The 17,567-nt window shown below is 76.5% G+C and carries 14 protein-coding genes and 1 pseudogene; 7 read left to right on the forward strand and 8 right to left on the reverse strand.

From position 1 onward, the window contains the following. The first annotated feature begins 103 nt into the window (after positions 1 to 103). Together cds1 and IE170_RS22730 are read left to right on the forward strand one after the other, a co-directional pair. Positions 104 to 1,309, forward strand: coding sequence for an L-cysteine desulfhydrase Cds1 (gene cds1 / locus IE170_RS22725; protein ID WP_189811290.1), 1,206 nt, complete (start codon positions 104 to 106; stop codon positions 1,307 to 1,309). Between the two features lie 184 nt (positions 1,310 to 1,493). After that, positions 1,494 to 3,878, forward strand: a complete 2,385-nt coding sequence (locus IE170_RS22730; RefSeq protein WP_229885080.1) for a hypothetical protein — start codon at positions 1,494 to 1,496, stop codon at positions 3,876 to 3,878. Here the strand turns inward: IE170_RS22730 and IE170_RS22735 are convergent. From IE170_RS22735 to IE170_RS22760, 6 genes are all read right to left on the reverse strand, one after another. Continuing rightward, positions 3,829 to 6,309 carry a right-handed parallel beta-helix repeat-containing protein gene (locus IE170_RS22735; protein WP_189811291.1) on the reverse strand — a complete coding sequence of 827 codons (2,481 nt, stop codon included), beginning with the start codon at positions 6,307 to 6,309 and terminating at the stop codon, positions 3,829 to 3,831. The two genes, IE170_RS22730 and IE170_RS22735, sit on opposite strands and share 50 nt — an antisense overlap. A 146-nt stretch (positions 6,310 to 6,455) precedes the next feature. Next, positions 6,456 to 7,061 (reverse strand): Rv1733c family protein, encoded by a 606-nt coding sequence (locus IE170_RS22740; RefSeq protein ID WP_189811292.1) that lies wholly within the window; start codon positions 7,059 to 7,061, stop codon positions 6,456 to 6,458. A gap of 268 nt (positions 7,062 to 7,329) precedes the next feature. After that, positions 7,330 to 8,154 carry an MOSC domain-containing protein gene (locus tag IE170_RS22745; RefSeq protein ID WP_189811293.1) on the reverse strand — a complete coding sequence of 275 codons (825 nt, stop codon included), beginning with the start codon at positions 8,152 to 8,154 and terminating at the stop codon, positions 7,330 to 7,332. Positions 8,155 to 8,249: 95 nt separating this feature from the next. Then, positions 8,250 to 8,783, reverse strand: a complete 534-nt coding sequence (locus IE170_RS22750; RefSeq protein WP_189811294.1) for a DUF6643 family protein — start codon at positions 8,781 to 8,783, stop codon at positions 8,250 to 8,252. 246 nt (positions 8,784 to 9,029) lie between these two features. Continuing rightward, positions 9,030 to 10,199, reverse strand: coding sequence for a glycosyltransferase (locus IE170_RS22755; RefSeq protein WP_189811295.1), 1,170 nt, complete (start codon positions 10,197 to 10,199; stop codon positions 9,030 to 9,032). A 234-nt stretch (positions 10,200 to 10,433) separates the two neighbouring features. Then, positions 10,434 to 10,955, reverse strand: coding sequence for a hypothetical protein (locus IE170_RS22760; protein ID WP_189811296.1), 522 nt, complete (start codon positions 10,953 to 10,955; stop codon positions 10,434 to 10,436). 195 nt (positions 10,956 to 11,150) lie between these two features. On the opposite strand from IE170_RS22760, the gene IE170_RS22765 reads away from it, so the two are divergent. Beyond that, complete coding sequence (locus tag IE170_RS22765) at positions 11,151 to 11,948, forward strand: glutamate racemase (protein WP_229885087.1); 798 nt, start codon at positions 11,151 to 11,153, stop codon at positions 11,946 to 11,948. Between the two features lie 29 nt (positions 11,949 to 11,977). On the opposite strand, the gene IE170_RS22770 is transcribed toward IE170_RS22765, so the two are convergent. Beyond that, positions 11,978 to 12,898: an ADP-ribosylglycohydrolase family protein gene (locus tag IE170_RS22770; protein ID WP_189811297.1), complete on the reverse strand. Its 921-nt coding sequence runs from the start codon at positions 12,896 to 12,898 to the stop codon at positions 11,978 to 11,980. Then, on the reverse strand, positions 12,895 to 13,494 hold the full coding sequence (locus tag IE170_RS22775) for a TetR/AcrR family transcriptional regulator (RefSeq protein ID WP_189811298.1): 600 nt from the start codon (positions 13,492 to 13,494) through the stop codon (positions 12,895 to 12,897). The genes IE170_RS22770 and IE170_RS22775 overlap by 4 nt, the downstream gene beginning before the upstream one ends. 76 nt (positions 13,495 to 13,570) lie before the next feature. Between IE170_RS22775 and IE170_RS22780 the strand changes: the two genes are divergently transcribed. The 4 genes and pseudogenes from IE170_RS22780 to IE170_RS22795 all read left to right on the forward strand — a co-directional run. Next, positions 13,571 to 14,650 (forward strand): FAD-dependent monooxygenase, encoded by a 1,080-nt coding sequence (locus IE170_RS22780; protein ID WP_189811299.1) that lies wholly within the window; start codon positions 13,571 to 13,573, stop codon positions 14,648 to 14,650. Between the two features lie 115 nt (positions 14,651 to 14,765). Further along, entirely contained in the window at positions 14,766 to 15,281 is a 516-nt protein-coding gene (locus IE170_RS22785; protein WP_223857155.1) for a hypothetical protein, read from the forward strand. A 59-nt stretch (positions 15,282 to 15,340) separates the two neighbouring features. Beyond that, the gene (gene lnt / locus IE170_RS22790; protein ID WP_189811301.1) at positions 15,341 to 16,960 is read left to right on the forward strand and encodes an apolipoprotein N-acyltransferase; all 1,620 of its coding nucleotides are present in this window, start codon (positions 15,341 to 15,343) and stop codon (positions 16,958 to 16,960) included. A gap of 35 nt (positions 16,961 to 16,995) precedes the next feature. Beyond that, positions 16,996 to 17,457 (forward strand): annotated as a pseudogene (locus IE170_RS22795) (NUDIX hydrolase); the annotation flags it as partial. Between the last annotated feature and the right edge of the window lie 110 nt (positions 17,458 to 17,567).

Raw genomic sequence — 17,567 nt, forward strand, 5'->3', positions numbered from 1 at the left:
ACCGAAAGCGATCCGGATAGATACCCAAAGTGACTGTTTGCGCAGGTGGGAGAGGTACATTGCGAAAGCAGGGGGCGAAGCAACGCACGAAGGAGCAAGGCGCATGAGCACCACCCGTACCTCCGCCGCGCCGGCCGCGGCGGCGACCGCGGCCACGACGGCGGACGTCGACCGCAGTGACGCGGAGTACCGTGCCTGGCTGAAAGACGCCGTCCGCAAGGTGCAGGCGGATGCCAACCGCTCCGCCGACACCCACCTGCTGCGCTTCCCGCTCCCCGAGGAATGGGGCATCGACCTCTACCTCAAGGACGAGTCGACGCACCCGACCGGCTCCCTCAAGCACCGCCTCGCGCGCTCGCTGTTCCTCTACGCCCTGTGCAACGGCTGGATCCGCCCCGGGCGGCCCGTCATCGAGGCCTCCTCCGGCTCGACCGCCGTCTCCGAGGCGTACTTCGCGAAGCTGATCGGCGTCCCGTTCATCGCCGTCATGCCGCGCACGACCAGCCCCGAGAAGTGCCGCCTGATCGAATTCCACGGCGGCGCCTGCCACTTCGTCGACGACCCGATGAAGATGTACGAGGAATCGGCGGACCTCGCGGCCCGCACCGGCGGCCACTACATGGACCAGTTCACCTACGCGGAGCGGGCCACCGACTGGCGCGGCAACAACAACATCGCCGAGTCGATCTACCAGCAACTGCGCCTGGAGCGCTACCCGGAGCCCACGTGGATCGTCGCGACCGCCGGCACCGGCGGCACCTCGGCGACCATCGCCCGCTACGTGCACTACATGCAGCACGACACGCGCGTCTGCGTGCCCGATCCGGAGAACTCCTGCTTCTTCGACGGCTGGACGGCGGACGACCCCGGCGCGACCAGCGACTGCGGCTCCCGCATCGAGGGCATCGGCAGGCCGCGGATGGAGCCCAGCTTCGTGCCCGGCGCCATCGACCGGATGATGAAGGTGCCCGACGCGGCCAGCGTCGCCGCCTGCCGCGCCCTGGAGCGGGCCATCGGCCGCAAGGCCGGCGGATCGACCGGCACGGGCCTGTGGAGCGCCCTGAAGATCGTCGCGGAGATGGTGGCCGAGGGGCGGACGGGCAGCGTCGTCACCCTGCTGTGCGACCCCGGCGACCGCTACCTGGACAAGTACTACTCCGACGACTGGGTCGCCGCGCAGGGCCTCGACCTGGCACCGTACGCCGAGACCATCGAGACGCTCCTGGTGACCGGCACCTGGCGCGAACCGGGCGCCTGGCCCCGCCGCAGCCCGCCGGGGCAGGGCGGGGCGGGCCGGAAGCCCGCCTGACGGCCATTCAACAGTGGTGGGGGAGAAGGTTTTCAAGACCCGCCGTGTCGCCCGTACAGGGGCTAGGCGGCGGGCCCGGCGCGCGGGATGCTGGAGGTCGCGCTGACTCCCGCCCCTCGAGCGGAGGCCGCCCGTGCCGGACATCCCCCGCCCCCCGCACCCCCCAGCCCCCGAACACCAGGCCGTGTCGCGGCCCTTGGCCCTCGAACTCCGCGTCCACGGCGTCCACGGCGCCGCCCCGGAGAAACTCCTCGACGACCCGCGCACCGTCCGCGTCACCGGCGACGCCACCGCCGCCGTCTTCCGCCGCACCGCCGACGCCGAGGCCGAAGCGCACCCCGAGCGGTACGCCGGCCGGCCCGTCGTGGAGGCGTACTGCTGGTCCCGCCTCACCTCGGGCAACGGCTCGCGCGCCCTGTGGCTGCTGCTCCTGCCCTTCATGGTGGTCAACCTCGCGCACTGGGCCCGCCCCGCCGTGCCCGACGGCGCCCCGCAGCCGCGCGCGGTGCGCACGTACGGGCTGCTCGTCCGCATCCTCGCCCTCAGCCTGACGCTGCTGCTGATCGCAGCCGCCTGCGAGGTCGCCCTGGACCTGCTCGCCTGGCAGTGCGCCGGCTCGCAGCCCTGCACCCGCTCCCGCTGGTGGCTGCGCTTCGCCGAACCCGGCCGCTGGTGGGGCCAGCCGGGCCGGCGCCTCGCGCTCGCCGCCCTCGTCCCGGCGGCCCTGACCGGGCTCCTGTGGTTCCTGTCGAACCGGACGTGGAGCGCGTACGAATCCCAGACGCCGCCCGCCGGCCACGGCACCGGAGCCCCCGGGGGCGGCACCGCCGGCACCCCCGCCCTCGGCCGGCCCGGGTTCTGGTACGGGCGCCGCATCGTGGCCCGGCTGCGCGCGGCCCACACCGCGGCCGGGCTGCTCACCGTCGCCGCCGCAGTCGCCCTCCCGGTCGCCCGCCGCGACGCCGCCGCGGGCGCCGCCGTCCTGGAATCCGTCGGCTGGGCCCTGGAGGCGCTGCTCGTCGCCGGGACCGCCGCGGTCGCCTGGGTCGTCTGCCGGCGCGGCCGCACCGAAACCCGCCCCGACCACCGGCTCGACCGGGCCGCGACCACCCTGCTGCCCGGCGCCGCGCTCGCCCTCCTCACCGCCGTCCTGGTGTACGCCTGCTGGTCGCGCCCCGGATGGACCTCCTCGGGCCGCCTGCCCGGCGACTTCGCCTTCGGCCTGCTGATGCTGGGCCAGGGCTGCTGCATCGTCGCGCTCGCCGCCGTCGCCCGCAGCCTGTACCGGCGGGCCCCCGACCCGGCGACCGCGCTGCGCGGGCTCGGCGGGCCGGCCGTCGCCGTGCTCGCCTGCGCCCTCGGCGGCGTCATGTCCGGCGGGGTCGCCGGGCGCTTCGCCGACTGGCTCGGGGAGGGGGCGCCGGCCGAGCCGCCCGTCCTGCTGTCATGGCAGGCCGCCGTCCTCCCGCCGGTCCTCCTCGCCCTGGCCTGCCTGGCCGTGTTCCACGCCGCGGGGGCGGCCCGCACCCGCCGCCGGATCGCCGCCGGGGTAGCTGCCGAGTACGCAGGGTCCGTCCCGGACGGCGACCGAAGCCGCCGCATCGCCGGCGCCCGTACGGCAGCCGCCCTGACCGACGCCGCGCCGCGGTTCGCCGCCGCCCTCTCCGGGATCACCCTGCTGCTCGGCGCCGGAGCCCTCGCCGGGGCCTGGCTGACCGGCAAGGTTCCCGGCGAGGCCGCCCGCGGGGCACATCCGCTGCTGGAGGCCGCCGCGCGCGCCGCCCAGGACGCCGGGTCGTGGCTCGTCGGCCTCGGCTTCCTCCTCTTCGTCACGTGGGGCCGGCGCGCCTACCGCGACCCCGCCGCCCGCCGCACCGTCGGCGTGCTGTGGGACGTCGGCACGTTCTGGCCGCGTGCCGCCCACCCCTTCGCGCCGCCCTGCTACGCCGAGCGCGCCGTCCCCGACCTGACGTGGCGGATGACGGCCTGGACCGGCCGCACCGGCGGACGCCTCGTCATCTCCGGCCACTCCCAGGGCAGCGTCCTGGCAGCCGCCGCGGTCTGGCAGCTCCCGCCGCTCGTGCGCCACCGCGTCGCCCTCCTCACGTACGGCTCGCCGCTGCGCCGGCTGTACGGCCGATGGTTCCCCGCGTACTTCGGGAGCGGACCGCTGCTGTCGCTGCACCGCGACGTCGACTGCTGGCGCAACCTGTGGCGGGCCACCGACCCGATCGGCGGCCCGGTCGTCCCCGAGGCGGGCCGGGCCGTGGACCGGGGGCCGCTCCCCGACCCCGTCGCGTACGGGCGGACCGCTGAGCATCCGCTGCCCGCACCCGTCCTCGGCCACTTCGACTACCAGGACGATCCGGCGTTCGCCGCCGAACGCGACGCCCTGCTCGCCCGGCTCTCCGGCCCCCGGCCCCCGGCCGACGACCACTGCGGCGCCGACGACACCCGGCCCGGAGCCGCACCCGCCGCCCCCGGGACCGCTGCCGGTACGGGTTTGCCCGGCCCGCGGCTCAGCAGGGAGCGGGCAGAGCCGGGAGATCCGCCGGGAACAGCAGGGTGAGCTCGTCCGTCCCCGGGTCCGCGAGCTGTGCCACCCGGCCGGCGTGCCGCTCGACCATCGACTCGAACGTCTGCCGGGCCGTGCGCCCGTTGCCGAACGCCGGCCCCTTCGGCAGCTCCGCGAAGTACGCCAGCAGCGCCTCGGCGGTGCCCTCCCCGAGCCGGTACTCGTGCTCGTCGGCCTGCTGCTCCACGATCCGCAGCAGGTCCTCCGGCCCGTAGTCCGCGAAGCTGATCGTCCGGGAGAAGCGGGAGGCGACGCCCGGGTTGACGGTCAGGAACCGCTCCATCTCGGCCGTGTACCCGGCGACGATCACCACGACCGCGTCGCGGTGGTCCTCCATCAGCTTCACGAGCGTATCGATCGCCTCCCGCCCGAAGTCCCGGCCGGAGTCCTCCGGTGCCAGCGCGTACGCCTCGTCGATGAACAGGACGCCGCCGCGCGCCCGCTCGAACACCTCCTGGGTGCGGATGGCGGTGGACCCGATGTGCTCGCCGACGAGGTCCACGCGCGAAACCTCGACGAGGTGCCCGCGCTCCAGGACGCCGAGGGAGGCGAGGATCTCCCCGTACAACCGGGCCACGGTGGTCTTGCCGGTGCCGGGGGAGCCGGTGAAGACGAGGTGGCGGCGGACGGAGGCGGCCTTCAGGCCGGCCTGCTGCCGGCGCCGCCCGACCTCGATCATGTCGGTGAGCGCGCGGACCTCCCGCTTGACGCTCTCCAGGCCGACCAGCCCTTCGAGCCGCTCCAGCACGGCGGCGGACCCGCCCTCCGCGGGCCGTTCCGCCGCGGCGGCCTCGCCGCGTCCGCGCCCCGGCACCGCGGCGGGCGCGGGCCGGGCGGCGGGGAGCGGCGAGTCCGCCGCGCCGGCCGGGGCGGGGACCTCGCGGGGCGCGGCCCGGACCGCGGCCCGCTCCCCGGCGCCGGCTGCGCCGCCGGCCCCGGTGTGCCCGGGGAGCCCTGAGGGGGTGTCGTCGGCGGTGCAGTCCTCGGCGACGGGCCCGTCCTCGGCGAATTCGTAGCCGCCGCGGGCGCACCGCTCGGTGCGGCAGCCGGCCAGGTGGGCGCGGCAGCCGTCGAGGACGTGGAACCCGAAGCCGGCGCTGCCGGTCACCCGGCAGGACCGGAAGCTGCCCCGCCCGCCGGCGGAGACGTAGAACCCGGCCTCGGCGGGGGAGGAGACCGTGCACCGCTCGACCGAGGGATCGGCGCCCTTGGTGACGATGACCCCGGTCTGCACGGCGTCGATCGTGCAGTCGGCGAGGGTGCCGCCGCTGCCGTGGTCGCGGAACCAGGCGCCGGTGCCGGCCTCGCGGATACGGCAGTCCTCGACCCGGGCGGTCGCCCCGTCGCTCACGGAGACGGCGGTGTTCCGGACCTGCGACAGGTCGCTGTCGACGACGTCCGCGCGCGAGCCGCGGTCCAGGACGAACACCGCGTCCGGCACGTCGTGCACCCGGCAGTCCGTCAGCGAGACGCCCGCCCCGTCGCTGATCCACACGGCCGGGTAGTCGCCCGTGCTGTCGTGGATCTCGCAGGAGTCCGCCTCGGCGCGGGTGCCGGGATCCCATACGGAGAGGCCGTTGCGGCCGAAGCGGCGCACGCTGGTGCGGGTGAGGGTGAGGACCGAGCGGGAGCGCAGGTCCACCGCGTTCTCCGGGACGTCGTGGATGTCGCACCCGGAGAGGGCGAGCACGGCGTCGGTGTCGAGGGTGACCCCGTCGGCCGAGGTGCGGTGCACCGTGCAGTCGGTGAACCGGGCCGCCGCACGCGCGGCGACCTGCACCCCCGTCCCGTTGGTCTCGTACACCTCGCAGCCCAGCGCCTCCAGCCCCGACCCCTCCCCGGTGACCGCGATGCCTGCGCCCCCGGCGTGGTGCACCCGGCACCGCTCCAGCCGCGGGTGCCCGCCGGAGCGGACGGAGACCCCGGCCTGTCCGGAGGCGGCGACCTCGCACTCCTCGAACACCCCTCCGCCGCCGTCCAGTACGGCGACGCCGACCCCGGACGGGTTCTCCACGGTGCACCGGCGCACCACCGGACGGCCCCGGCCGCGGACCTCGATGCCGGCCGCCGACTCCGTCGTCACCCGCAGGTCGGTGAGCTCCGGCGTGCCGTCCTCCACCAGGAGCGCGGGCGCGGCCCTGTCCTGCCCCTCCACGGTCAGGTCCCGGACCACGGCCGAGGCCCGCACGGTCAGCGCGATCCCGTCCGGCGGGGCGATGCGCACCGACCCCGCGGCGCCCTCCACCCCGCGCAGCGTCACGGCGTGGTGCAGCACCAGGTTCTCCCGGTAGGTGCCGGGCGCGACCGTCAGCACGTCCCCGTCGCCCGCGGCGGCGAGCGCCGCGGACAGCGTCGGGTACTCGCCGGAGCGGCGCCGCCACCGCGAGGAACCGCCGTGCGTCAGCTGGACCGTGCCCTGTGCCATGGTGCTGTCGTGCCCCCGCCCTCGTTCTCGCGCTGTCGAACCGACCGGAACCGCCTCCGCGACCGCCTTCAGAGGTGCGAGCGGCTGACGGCAACCGGGGTCCGGCCGGTCCACCGTAGCGCGCGGGGAGCCGCCGGGAGGCCAGGTCAACTTCCCGCACCCGCCCGGCCCCAGTCCCGCCACGCCTCGGCCCAGGCCCGGTCCAGCAGCGCGTGGCGCCGGTGCACCAGCCGGCGGACGACGAGCCGCCGGCCCGTCTCGGCCAGCAGGGCCACCCCGGCGGCCGCCGCGAGGCCGACGACCGCGGCGTGCGCCCCGGCGGAGGCCGCGTCGAGCGGCCGCCCCACGAGCCGGCCCCGGGTATCCGTCCATATCCGGAACCGGTCGCCGGCCTGCGGCGGTTCCTCCGCCGCGGGGACGGTGCCCCGGTGGCCGCTGCCGTCCGGCGCGGTCCACTCGGCCACCACCAGGGTGCGCCGGGGGCTCTGGCGCTGCGGGTTCGCCTCCGCGCCCCCGGGGCCCTCCTCGGCGGGCCGCACCACCACCGCCGGCACGAGGAACCTCTCCTGTTGCTGCTCCCGCGCTGCCCGTTGGAGCCGGTCGTCCACCCGGAGGCCGGCCGCGCAGCCCACGGCCGGTGCGACCAGCAGGACGCACACCACCGCGGCGAACGCCACCCATGCCTCGAAGAGATCGGTGGGCCGGCGCAGCGGATTGTGCCGCCAACGCCACACACCTGTCGCTGTCCACACGGTCCGGCACCCCCTTGCCGCCTGTCTGCCGTCCAAACCTCCCGCACGCCCCGGAGACGCGCATCCCGGGCGCTGGGAGGTGTGCCGCGCGATCCGCTGCACGGTCCCCCGCGGTCGTGCGACACGTTCCGACTGATCCAACGGACGGCCGGTGGCGGTCGGTTCCGAACCGGCGGCAGAGCCCCTCGAAGGTGTCATTCCGAAGGAGTTCCGCCCGCCGTGCGGCCGCACCCATGGCAGCGCAGGCGGACGGGGGGAGACGCCGGCCTCAGCCCAGGACGCGCACCTCGTCCCCGACCCGCACGGTGCCCGTCCGGACCGGCACCAGCTGCCGCCCGAACGCGAGGGACCTGCCGATCCTCCGGTGCCTGCCGAGCGTCTTGAGCGGCTCCCTGCCGCGCTCCCCCGTCGCCTGGTCGGTCGTCGTGACGATGCACCTGCCGCACTCGCGGGCCACGCGGAAGACCGCCTCGCCGATCGCGATCCGCTGCCAGCCGTCCTCGGCCCACGGCTCGGCGCCCCCGACGACGACGTTGGGCCGGAACCGGTTCATCGGCAGCGGCCCCTCCTCGGGGTGCTCGCCCTGCCCGATCAGCGCGTTGAGCGCGCCCAGTGACGCCAGCGAGGCGAGCAGCACGGGATAGCCGTCGGCGAGGCTGACGGTCTCCCCGGGCAGGGCGTACTCGGGGTCCACGGGCCGGCGTACGGCAGGGTCGTCCAGGTGCACGAGCCGCACCGGAGCGCCCAGCCAGGTGCCGAACCAGTCCGCGGCGTCACCCGCCGCGACGACGGTCTCGACCTTCTTGCCGAAGAGCACCACCGGCTCCAGCGGCCCGGGCTCGGGCACCTCCACGACCAGCTCCGCCATGCCCGGCGCCGACAGTGCGACCGCGCCCCCGGGCAGCGGGCGCGCGGCGGCCAACGCCAGGCGGGGCCACTGGCGCTGCGTGATGACCGTGCCCGACGTGTCGACCAGCGCCCAGCGCCGGTCGCCGGACAGCCCCCAGGGCTCCACGGCCGCCTCGTCGGGGGCGATCCCCGCCACCGACTTGACGGGATGGACGTGGAGCGCGTGCACGTACGGGTTCGCCATGCGTGCATCCTGCCAGGTGCCCCGCCGGCGCCCCAGCGTGCGCCGGCGGGCCTGTCAGGACGCCCGCGCCGGGAGGTTTCGGCCCGCTCGGGCGGTCAGTAGCCCCGCCCCTGGTAGGGACGGCCGTACGGGTCCTGGTACGGGGCGCCCGCGGCGGGCGCCGGGGTCGGAACCGGAACCTGCATCGGACGCGGTGCGGCAGGGCGCATCGCCTCGTACCCGGTGCCCGCGGCGGCCGGCCGCGGCGGCTGCGGCTGGGCCTGCTGCATGTAGCCGGGGCGGGCCGGGGCGGGTTGCTGTTGCTGCGGGATGTACGGCGCGGGCGCGCTCTGCAGGGGCATGGGCGCGGGCGCCGCCTGCCCCTGGTACGGGTACCCGTAACCGCCCGTCTGCTGCTGTGGTGCGGCGGGCGGGAGGGCGGCCGGCAGGGCCGGCAGCGAGGAGGAGAGGGCCGGGAGGTTTCCACCGCTCGCATAGCCGGCGCCCGGCGTGTCGTAGGCGGCCGGAACCCGGATCGGGGCGATCTGCGGAGTCCCGCGTTCCGCCACGAGCGAGTCGTAGATGGGGGTGTCCGGGAAGGAGGGCGCGGAGTAGTAGCCGCCGCCATAAGTGGAGCGGGGGGAGGTCATGGGTCATAAGTTAAGCCCACGGCTTCACGGGGTCCATAGCGAGGTGTGACGAACCCCGCGCTGACCTGCATATTCCCAGGTCAGTGCCCCAGCTTTCACTTGGCCTTCACGTGCACGATTCGCCACTTCCGCCCCGGCTTGCTCCGACTCGTACTCCCCGGTTGGGTGTTGCACCGACTTGCCGCTGACGCAGCGTCACCACACGGTGGCCCCGAATGACATCGCCCGCGGGGCGGAATTTCCGTTTCATGCATCGCTGGGACGGGCGTACGTCCGCCCCTTCCACGCGGCGCCGCGCCCCCGGTGGTGCTGCACCGCCGAATCGACCGTCATCAGCAGGTACAGCAGCGCGGTGAACGGCAGCAGCGGCGCCAATGCGGCCGGCTGCCGGTAGTACCGCAGCATCGGCAGGTACGTGCCGGCCATCAGCAGCCAGGCCAGGCCCCCGGCCCACGCCGTGGCCGGGCGGCCGCCGGCCAGGCCCGCCAGGAGCGCGGCCGGCGGGACGAGGTAGACGAGCACCAGCGCGGCCACCGTCCCGGCCAGCAGCAGCGGTTGGTGGCGGAGTTGGGCGTACGCGCTGCGCGACACCATCCGCCACAGGTCGGCCAGCGCCGGGTAGGGGCGCACGCTGTCCACGCGCTCCGCGAGCCCCAGCCAGATCCGGCCGCCGCAGTCCCGGACGGCCCGGGCGAGGGAGACGTCGTCGATGACGGCGTGCCGGATCGCGTCCGGCACCCCGGCCCGTACGGCCGCCTCCGTGCGCAGCAGTACGCATCCCCCGGCCGCGGCGGCGGTCCGGCCGCCCGGGCGGTTGATCCGGCGGAAGGGGTAGAGCTGCGCGAAGAAGTACACGAACGCGGGGACGACCAGCCGCTCCCACGGCCCGGCGGTCCTGAGCCGGGCCATCTGCGAGACCAGGTCGAGGCCGGCGCTCGTCGCGGCGGCGACGAGCTCGCGGAGGCTGTCGGGTTCGTGGGCGATGTCGGCGTCGGTGAGGAGGAGGTAGTCCGGCCCGGCGGGCGTGGTCGCGCGGGCGACCGCGATGCCGTGGCGCAGGGCCCACAGCTTGCCCGTCCAGCCGGGGCCGGGCTCGCCCGGCGAGACGACGGTGAGCGGCAGCCCGGGGTGCCCGCGCGCGAGGCGGCGCGCGACGTCGGCGGTGCCGTCGGTGCTGCCGTCGTCGACGAGGACGATGCGCGCTTCGCCCGGGTAGTCCTGCGCGAGCAGCGAGGGCAGGCTGAGCGGCAGCACCCCGGCCTCGTCCCGCGCGGGGACGACGACGGCCACTGAGGGCCAGCGCGCCGGGGCGGAACGCGGGGGCAGGCGGACGTCGGTCCGCCAGAACATGCCCTGGGCGAACGTCAGCCACAACCAGGCGGCGAGGGAGACGCAGGCAGCACCGAAAAGGCCCATGGGCGGCAGTGTGCCGAACCCTGCGGGGCATGTCCCGCACCCCGCCGGCGCGCCATCCGGCGGCCGGCCCGGAGGCGCGCCGCCTTGAGCACAGCCGCGCCGCGTCCCCCGGCCGCCGCGGCGGCCCGCCGGCGGGGCGATCTCGCTTTCAGCCGGTGCGGCGGCTGCTGCCCACCGGTCGTTCGTCCTGCTGCCATGCGGCGCCGACGTGCCGTGCAGGCCCGCACGCCCCGTTCAGGAAGCGTCCCGTGGTCCGCCCGCGGGCCGGACGAGCAGCAGGGCGGGCGCCCCGGCCACCCGGGTCGGGAACGGCGTCGCCGCGCCCGTGCCCCCGGCGGCGGGGGCCGGTCCGGGTTCCGCGGCCCCGGCGGAGCGGCGGTGCCGGCGTTCGGTCGGCTCGTCCGGCCCGCCCCCGCGCGGCTGCGGGCCGGGCCGTGGGGCGTCGTGCGGCAGCACCTCGATGATCTCGTAGGCCGTCGCGAACGGCGTGGCGCCCGCCTCGTCCGAGGTGACCCAGGCGGGTACGGAGGCGTCCGGGAGGCCGCCGCCGACATCCTCCGCGACATCCTCCGCCACCTCGGCCACGAGGCCGGCCCTGACGACCGCCTCGTCGACCCCGTACAGGTAGCGGCCGGGCGGGCGCACGACCGGGTCCGACAGCCCCCGGCCGGCCAGTGTGGCACCGCCTGGCAGCAGGGTCGCCCGGCGCGGAACCCGCACCGAGGGGTTCGTCTCCCCGTACCACCATCCTCGCAACCCTGCCCGCCCCTGCGGACGGCAGGGGTGAGCGGCGTTGCGGGCCTCGGGGGCAGGCGGATACGCCCGGCGCTGCGGGGTGGTGTCCGGACCGTCGCCGCCTCTCCGCGGCGGCGTAGCCCGACGGGTGTGCCGCGGCCCACAGCGGGGGCCCGTCGGGGCGGGCCCGAGGGGTGCGTCGATTAAGGTGACCAGGTGAAGATCGCCCTCATGGACTCCGGAATCGGCCTCCTCGCGGCAGCCGCCGCGATGCGGCGGCTGCGGCCGGACGTCGATCTGGTCCTGTCCTCCGACCCCGACGGCATGCCCTGGGGGCCGCGGACCCCCGCCGACCTGGCCGGGCGGGCGCTCGGCGTCGCGCGCGCCGCCGTCGCGCTGCGGCCGGACGCGCTGATCATCGCCTGCAACACCGCCACCGTGCACGCCCTCCCCGCCATCCGGGCCGACCTGGAGCCGGGGATCCCCGTCATCGGGACCGTACCGGCGATCAAGCCCGCCGCCGCGGCGGGCGGCCGCGTCGCCATCTGGGCCACCCCCGCCACGACCGGCAGCCCCTACCAGCGCGGCCTGATCCGCGACTTCGCAGCCGGCGCGCACGTCACCGAGGTGCCCTGCCCGGGGCTCGCCGACGCCGTCGAGGCGGGCGACGCCGATGCCGTCGCGGCCGCGGTCGCGGCTGCCGCCGCCCTCACCCCGGCCGACGTCACCGACGTCGTCCTCGGCTGCACGCACTACGAGCTCGTCGAGCCCGCGGTCCGGGCGGCGCTGGCCGAGCGGACCGCCGGCGCCGAACTCGTCTACCACGGCTCCGCCGAGCCGGTCGCCGTCCAGGCGCTGCGCCGGATCGGCGCCGCCCCCGACCCGGGCGCCGCCGCCACCGGCACCCTGACGGTGCTGCTCAGCGGCAGCGAGGGCGGCCTGCCCGCCGCCGCGCTCGGCTACGCCGAGGGCCGGCTCCTGGCCGGCGAGGGCGCCGCGGCCGGCAGCCACTGACTCCGCGGGCCGCGGAGCGGTCCGCCGCCCTACGCCGTCCCGGCCAGACGGGTCGCGAGGTCGAGCAGGGACCGGGCGTCCAGGACGCGGTCGCCGAAGCCCGGCAGGGGCACGTGGAGGGGCGCGGTCCACTCCGGGGGGATCGCCTCCCGGCCGTAGACGGCGCCGGCCAGGGCGCCCGTGACCGCGGCCACCGTGTCCGTGTCTCCGCCGAGGTTCACCGCGGCCCGTACGGCCTCCGGGAAACCGGCGGTCGTCCGCAGGGCCCACACCGCCGAGCCCAGGCAGGGCCACACCGCGCCGTTGAACTCGGTGGCGAGCCCGGGGTGCCAGTCCGGGGCGAGGACGCGGGCGTAGCGTTCGCGCTGCTCCGGGGCCACCGCCGCCAGCGCCTGCGGCAGCCGCTCCAGGGGGTCGGCGCCGTCGAGCGCCGTGCGGACGAGCTCGTGGAGGAGGGCCGTGCCCTCCCAGGCCGCCGGATCGCCGTGGGTCAGGGCGGCCAGGCGCCGGGCCGCGTCCATGGTTGCCTGCTGCCCGGCCGCCGCGAAGAACACCGCCGAGGTCGACGCCCGCATGAGGGAACCGTTGCCCGCCGCTCGCGCGTTCACCTGGAAGTGCAGTGCCGCGGCGAGGTCCCACGGGTCGCCGCTGGTGAGCACCTGCTCCGTCTGCAGGCCGATGTCCTTCGGCCCGGCGGCCGCCCAGCGCCGGAACCGGTCGAAGACATCGGGGAGTTCGAGCCCGCCGTGCTCGAAGAGGGATTCGCCGACGAGGACGGCCATCTGCGTGTCGTCGGTGGCCTCGCCCGGCTCCCAGCCGCCGCCCCCGCGCATCTCCGAGCCGCGGGCGTCGAGTTCGCCGGCGGGCCCGAACTCGTAGGGCGCACCGAGCGCGTCGCCGACGGCGGAGCCCAGCACCGCGCCCACGGCGCGGTCGAGACGGGTCGTCAAGAGGCCTCCTCGTGCAGGTCGGGGCAGGCACAGTCCAGCACGTCCCGGGCGAACGCGTCCAGGTCGTCCAGCCCTGCGGCGGCCAGTGTGGCCGGGGCCCCGGAGAGGAGGTGCCAGAGCGCGCCGTGCAGCGCGAGGGTGAGGGCGCGGGCGTGCGCGGGCCCCGACGGGAGCCCGGCCGCGCGCAGCAGGCGCCCGTGCGCGGCGAAGTCGGCGGCGCCGATCGGGTCGAGGATCGCGGCCAGCCACGGCCGCCGAGCCGCCTCGGTCTGCAGTTCCAGGTAGGCCAGCATGCGGGTCCGGCCGGGTCCGGACGCGTCCCGCAGGAGGGCGGCGAGCAGCGCCGCCAGGCCCGCCCGGTCGGACGGGCCGGGTCCGGCCCCCCGGAGGGCCGCTGCCACCGCCCGGTACTGCTCCACGCAGTGTTCGGCCACCGCGCGCAGCAGCGCGTCGCGCGTGGGGAAGTAGTTCTTGGCGGTGCCCACGGGTACCCCGGCCGCGGCGTCGACGGCGCGGTGCGTCAGCCCCCGCCCGCCGGCCTCCGCCAGTACGACCGCAGCGGCCTCCCGCAGCCGACTCCTTCGATCCTGGTTCACCTTGCCAGCTTAACCACGGCCGTGGTACCACGGATGGGGTACCACGGATGTGGTGGCCCGAGCGGGAGGAGCGGTCATGGATCGGTCAACGGCCTTCCCCGGTGCTCCAGGCGACGCCGGCCGGGCCCTCGTGGTCGGAGCGGGCGTCGGAGGGCTGTCCGCAGCCGTGGCGCTGCGGCGGGCCGGCTGGTCCGTGGAGGTCGTCGAGCGCCGAGACACCCTGGAGCGCTACGGAACCGCCTTCGGCCTCCACCCGACCGCGCAGTCCGCCCTCGACCGGCTCGGCCTCGGCGACGCCCTGCGCGCAAGCGCCGTCCCGTACCGCCGCGCGCACATCCGCCGCCCCGACGGCACCGCCCTGGCCGCCCTGCCCCTCGCCCGCATCGAGCGCAAGGCGGGACGCCCCGAGCTCCTCGTCTCCCGCCCCCGCCTGATCGACGCCCTCGCCGCCGAACTGGACCGGCTCGGCGGCGTCCCCGTCCGCCACGGCCGCCGGTGGGCCGCCGACGCGGACCGGACCGGCGGCGCCGACCTCGTCGTCGGCGCCGACGGCATCCACAGCGCCGTCCGCACCGCCCGCTTCGGCTCCCGCAGCCGCGTCCGCACCCTCGGCACCACGGCCTGGATCGGCATCGCCGACTTCGAGACGGGCGTCCACGGCGAGACCTGGGGAGACGGCCGCTTCTTCGGCATCACACCCGTCGAGCCGGGCCGGACGAACTGGTACGCCACCGTCCCCGCCGGCACCACCGCAGACGGACTGCGCGCCGCGTTCGACGGCTGGCACGACCCGATCCCGCGGATCCTCGCCGAAACCGACCAGGCCGGCTGGATCCGCTACGAGATGCGCCACCTGTACCCGGCCCTGCCCTCGTTCACGGACGGCCGGGGCACCGTCCTCGTCGGCGACGCCGCCCACGCCATGACGCCCAACCTCGGCCAGGGCGCCTGCACCGCCCTCCTCGACGCGGAGGCGCTCGGCCGGGCCGTCGCCGCCCACGGGCGGGCCGGGCTGCCCGCGGCGCTGCGCGCGTACGACCGCGAGCGCCGCCGCAGTGCACAGCGCGTGGCGTTCGGCTCCCGCACCCTGCACCGGTTCGCGACCGCCCGACGCCCCGCCCTCCGGGACGCGCTGGTCGGCCTCCTGCCCGGCTGACCGCCCGCCGGACCCACGCCGCACCGGACCCGGCGGCTGCAACCGCGGCTGTCCCCCCTGACAGGCCGGACGCGAGGCGGTGCCGCACATGCGGAACGTGAGTACGCTGCTACCCATGACGGGTCACCCCCCTGGTCCGCTCTGGGCGGGCCGGGCCTCGAACCGCGGCCAATGGCTGCTGGCCCTGGCCGGCGCCGCAGCCCTCGCGCTCGGCATCCAGCTGGCCGTCGCCTCCTCCTGGGGCACGGGCACCGTGGCGCTGCTCATGGCCGTAGTCGGCTGCATCGCCGTCGGCCTGCTGATCCTGTACGGCACCCTCGCCTTCGTGTACGTGGCCGTCACCATCGACGCCGAGGCCCTGGAGGTGCGCTGCGGCCACATCGGCCTGCCGCGCCGCACCGTCCGCCTCGCCGACGTCACCCGCGCCGAGTACCTGCCGCACATCACCCCGCAGCAGTGGGGCGGCTGGGGCCACCGCTGGCGGCCCGAGAAGGGCACCGCCGTCATCGTCCGCCGCGGCGAGGGCCTCGCGCTCCACCTGGGCGACGGCAGGCTGTTCACCGTCACCGTCGACGACGCCGAGAACGCGGTCCGCGTGATCGACACCCACCTGCGGACGCACACCCGCTGAGCAGGCCACCCGACCCGCCGGCCTCCGCCAAGGCGGACCGGCCGCGTACACTCCGCCAGATGAGCAGCAGTGTCACCCGAGAGCCCCGAACCGCCGGAGCGGAAGCCGGCGCCGGTGCCGGTTCCCCTGCGGCGCGGCCCGCAGACGCCGAGCGGTCCGGGCGCAGGGCCGCCGCCGTCCGCGGCCTCCTCGCCGCCGGCTCCGGTGCGCTGCTCTACTTGAGCTTCCCGCCGCGGCCCCTGTGGTGGCTGGCCCCCGTCGCCCTCGCCGTGCTCGCCGGCTGCCTCCGCGGCCGCCGCGCCCGCGCCGGATTCGGGCTGGGCCTCCTCCACGGCCTGGGCTTCCTGCTGCCGCTGCTCGTGTGGACCAGCCAGGGCGTCGGCCCGGTCCCGTGGCTCGCCCTGGCCACCCTCGAAGCCCTCATGATCGCCGTCACCACCGCCGGCCTCGCCCTCGTCACCCGGCTGCCCGCCTGGCCGCTGTGGGCGGCCGCCGTGTGGACCGCCGGCGAGGCGCTGCGGGCCCGTGCCCCCTTCGGCGGCTTCCCCTGGGGCAAGCTCGCCTTCGGGCAGGCGGACGGCATCCTCCTCCCGCTCGCCGCCCTCGGCGGCACCCCGCTGCTCTCCTTCGGCACCGCCCTGTGCGGGTTCGGCCTGTACGCCGCCCTGCTCGCCGCCCGCGAGCGGCCGCGCCCGGCCACCGCCGCCCTCGCCGCGCTCGCCGTCGCCGCACCCGCGGCAGCGGCCCTCGCGGCCCGCCCCCTCGTCTCCGCCGCCGCCGAGGACGGCACAGCGGTGGCCGCCGTCATCCAGGGCAACGTGCCGCGTGCCGGATTCGACTTCAACGCCCAGCGCCGCGCCGTCCTCGACAACCACGCCAACCGGACCCTCCAGCTCGCCGAGGAGGTCCGTGCGGGCAAGACCCCCCGGCCGGACTTCGTGGTGTGGCCGGAGAACTCCTCCGACATCGACCCCTTCACCCAGCCGGACGCCTACCGCGTCATCGACGGCGCCGTGAAGGCCGTCGGCGTGCCCGTCTCGATCGGCTCCGTCCTGGCCCCCGAGACCGGCCCGCTCCGCAACACGGTGATCCGCTGGGATCCTGCCAAGGGCCCCACCGACACCTACGACAAGCGCAAGATCCAGCCCTTCGGCGAGCGCATCCCCATGCGGTCCGTGGTGCGCCTGTTCAGCAAGGACGTGGACCGGGTGAGCCGGGACTTCGGCCCGGGCAAGGAGCCCGGCGTCTTCGACATGGGCGGAAGCCGCGTCGGCATGGTCACCTGCTACGAGGCCGCCTTCGACGACGCCGTCCGCTCCACCGTCCGGGCCGGCGCCCAGGTGATCGCCGTACCGAGCAACAACGCCACCTTCGGCCGGACCCAGATGACCTACCAGCAGCTCGCCATGGACCGCGTCCGGGCCGTCGAGCACAGCCGGACCGTCCTCGTCCCCGTCACCAGCGGCGTCAGCGCCGTCATCCGCCCCGACGGCAAGGTCGTACAGCAGACCGAGATGTTCACGGCCGACGCGCTCGTCGCCGAGATCCCGCTGCGTTCCACCGAGACCCCCGCCACCCGCCTCGGCCCCCTGCCGGAGTACGCGCTCCTCGCGCTCGCCGCAGGCGGGCTCGGCCTGGTCCTGGCGCGGCGCATCCGCGCCCGCGGAGGCGCCGCCTGACGGGGGCCGCGCCCGCGGCCTCGTATGGTCGGGGGATGACACCTGAGTTCATCCGCGAGATCCGCGAGCACGCCGGGAACCGGCTCCTCCTGCTGCCCGGCGTCACCGCCGTCGTCGTCGACGACCTCGGGCGCGTGCTGCTCGGCCGCCGTGCCGACACCGGCGGCTGGTCCGTGATCGGAGGCATCCCCGAGCCGGGGGAGCAGCCCGCCGACACCGCCGCGCGCGAGGTGTACGAGGAGACGGCCGTCCGCTGCGTCCCCGAGCAGGTCGTCCTGGTCGAGATGCTCGAACCGTTCACCTACCCCAACGGGGACGTCTGCCAGTTCCAGGACATCACCTTCCGCTGCCGCGCCACGGGCGGCGAGGCCCGCGTCAACGACCACGAGTCGCTGGAGGTCGGCTGGTTCGAGCCGGACGCCCTGCCGCCGCTCCACCCCTTCGCCCTCCACCGGATCCGCCGCACCCTCGCCGGCGGGCCGACCTGGTTCGCCCCCGCGGCGGAGCTCCCCGACGAGCCCGCCGCCGTGCCCGCCGCGGCGGGCTTCCCGGCCGCGCAGGAGGCGGCCCCCGCCTGGGTCCCCGAGGGGATCCCCGAGTAGGCCGG

The organism is Streptomyces toxytricini (assembly GCF_014649915.1).
Lineage (GTDB): Bacteria > Actinomycetota > Actinomycetes > Streptomycetales > Streptomycetaceae > Streptomyces > Streptomyces toxytricini.

Coding starts and splice junctions, on each gene's coding strand:
- IE170_RS22780 (WP_189811299.1), top strand. CDS start 13,571: ATGGATCGGTCAACGGCCTTCCCCGGTGCTCCAGGCGACGCCGGCCGG.
- IE170_RS22745 (WP_189811293.1), bottom strand. CDS start 8,154: ATGGCGAACCCGTACGTGCACGCGCTCCACGTCCATCCCGTCAAGTCG.
- cds1 (WP_189811290.1), top strand. CDS start 104: ATGAGCACCACCCGTACCTCCGCCGCGCCGGCCGCGGCGGCGACCGCG.
- IE170_RS22735 (WP_189811291.1), bottom strand. CDS start 6,309: ATGGCACAGGGCACGGTCCAGCTGACGCACGGCGGTTCCTCGCGGTGG.
- IE170_RS22750 (WP_189811294.1), bottom strand. CDS start 8,783: ATGACCTCCCCCCGCTCCACTTATGGCGGCGGCTACTACTCCGCGCCC.
- IE170_RS22755 (WP_189811295.1), bottom strand. CDS start 10,199: ATGGGCCTTTTCGGTGCTGCCTGCGTCTCCCTCGCCGCCTGGTTGTGG.
- lnt (WP_189811301.1), top strand. CDS start 15,341: ATGAGCAGCAGTGTCACCCGAGAGCCCCGAACCGCCGGAGCGGAAGCC.
- IE170_RS22785 (WP_223857155.1), top strand. CDS start 14,766: ATGACGGGTCACCCCCCTGGTCCGCTCTGGGCGGGCCGGGCCTCGAAC.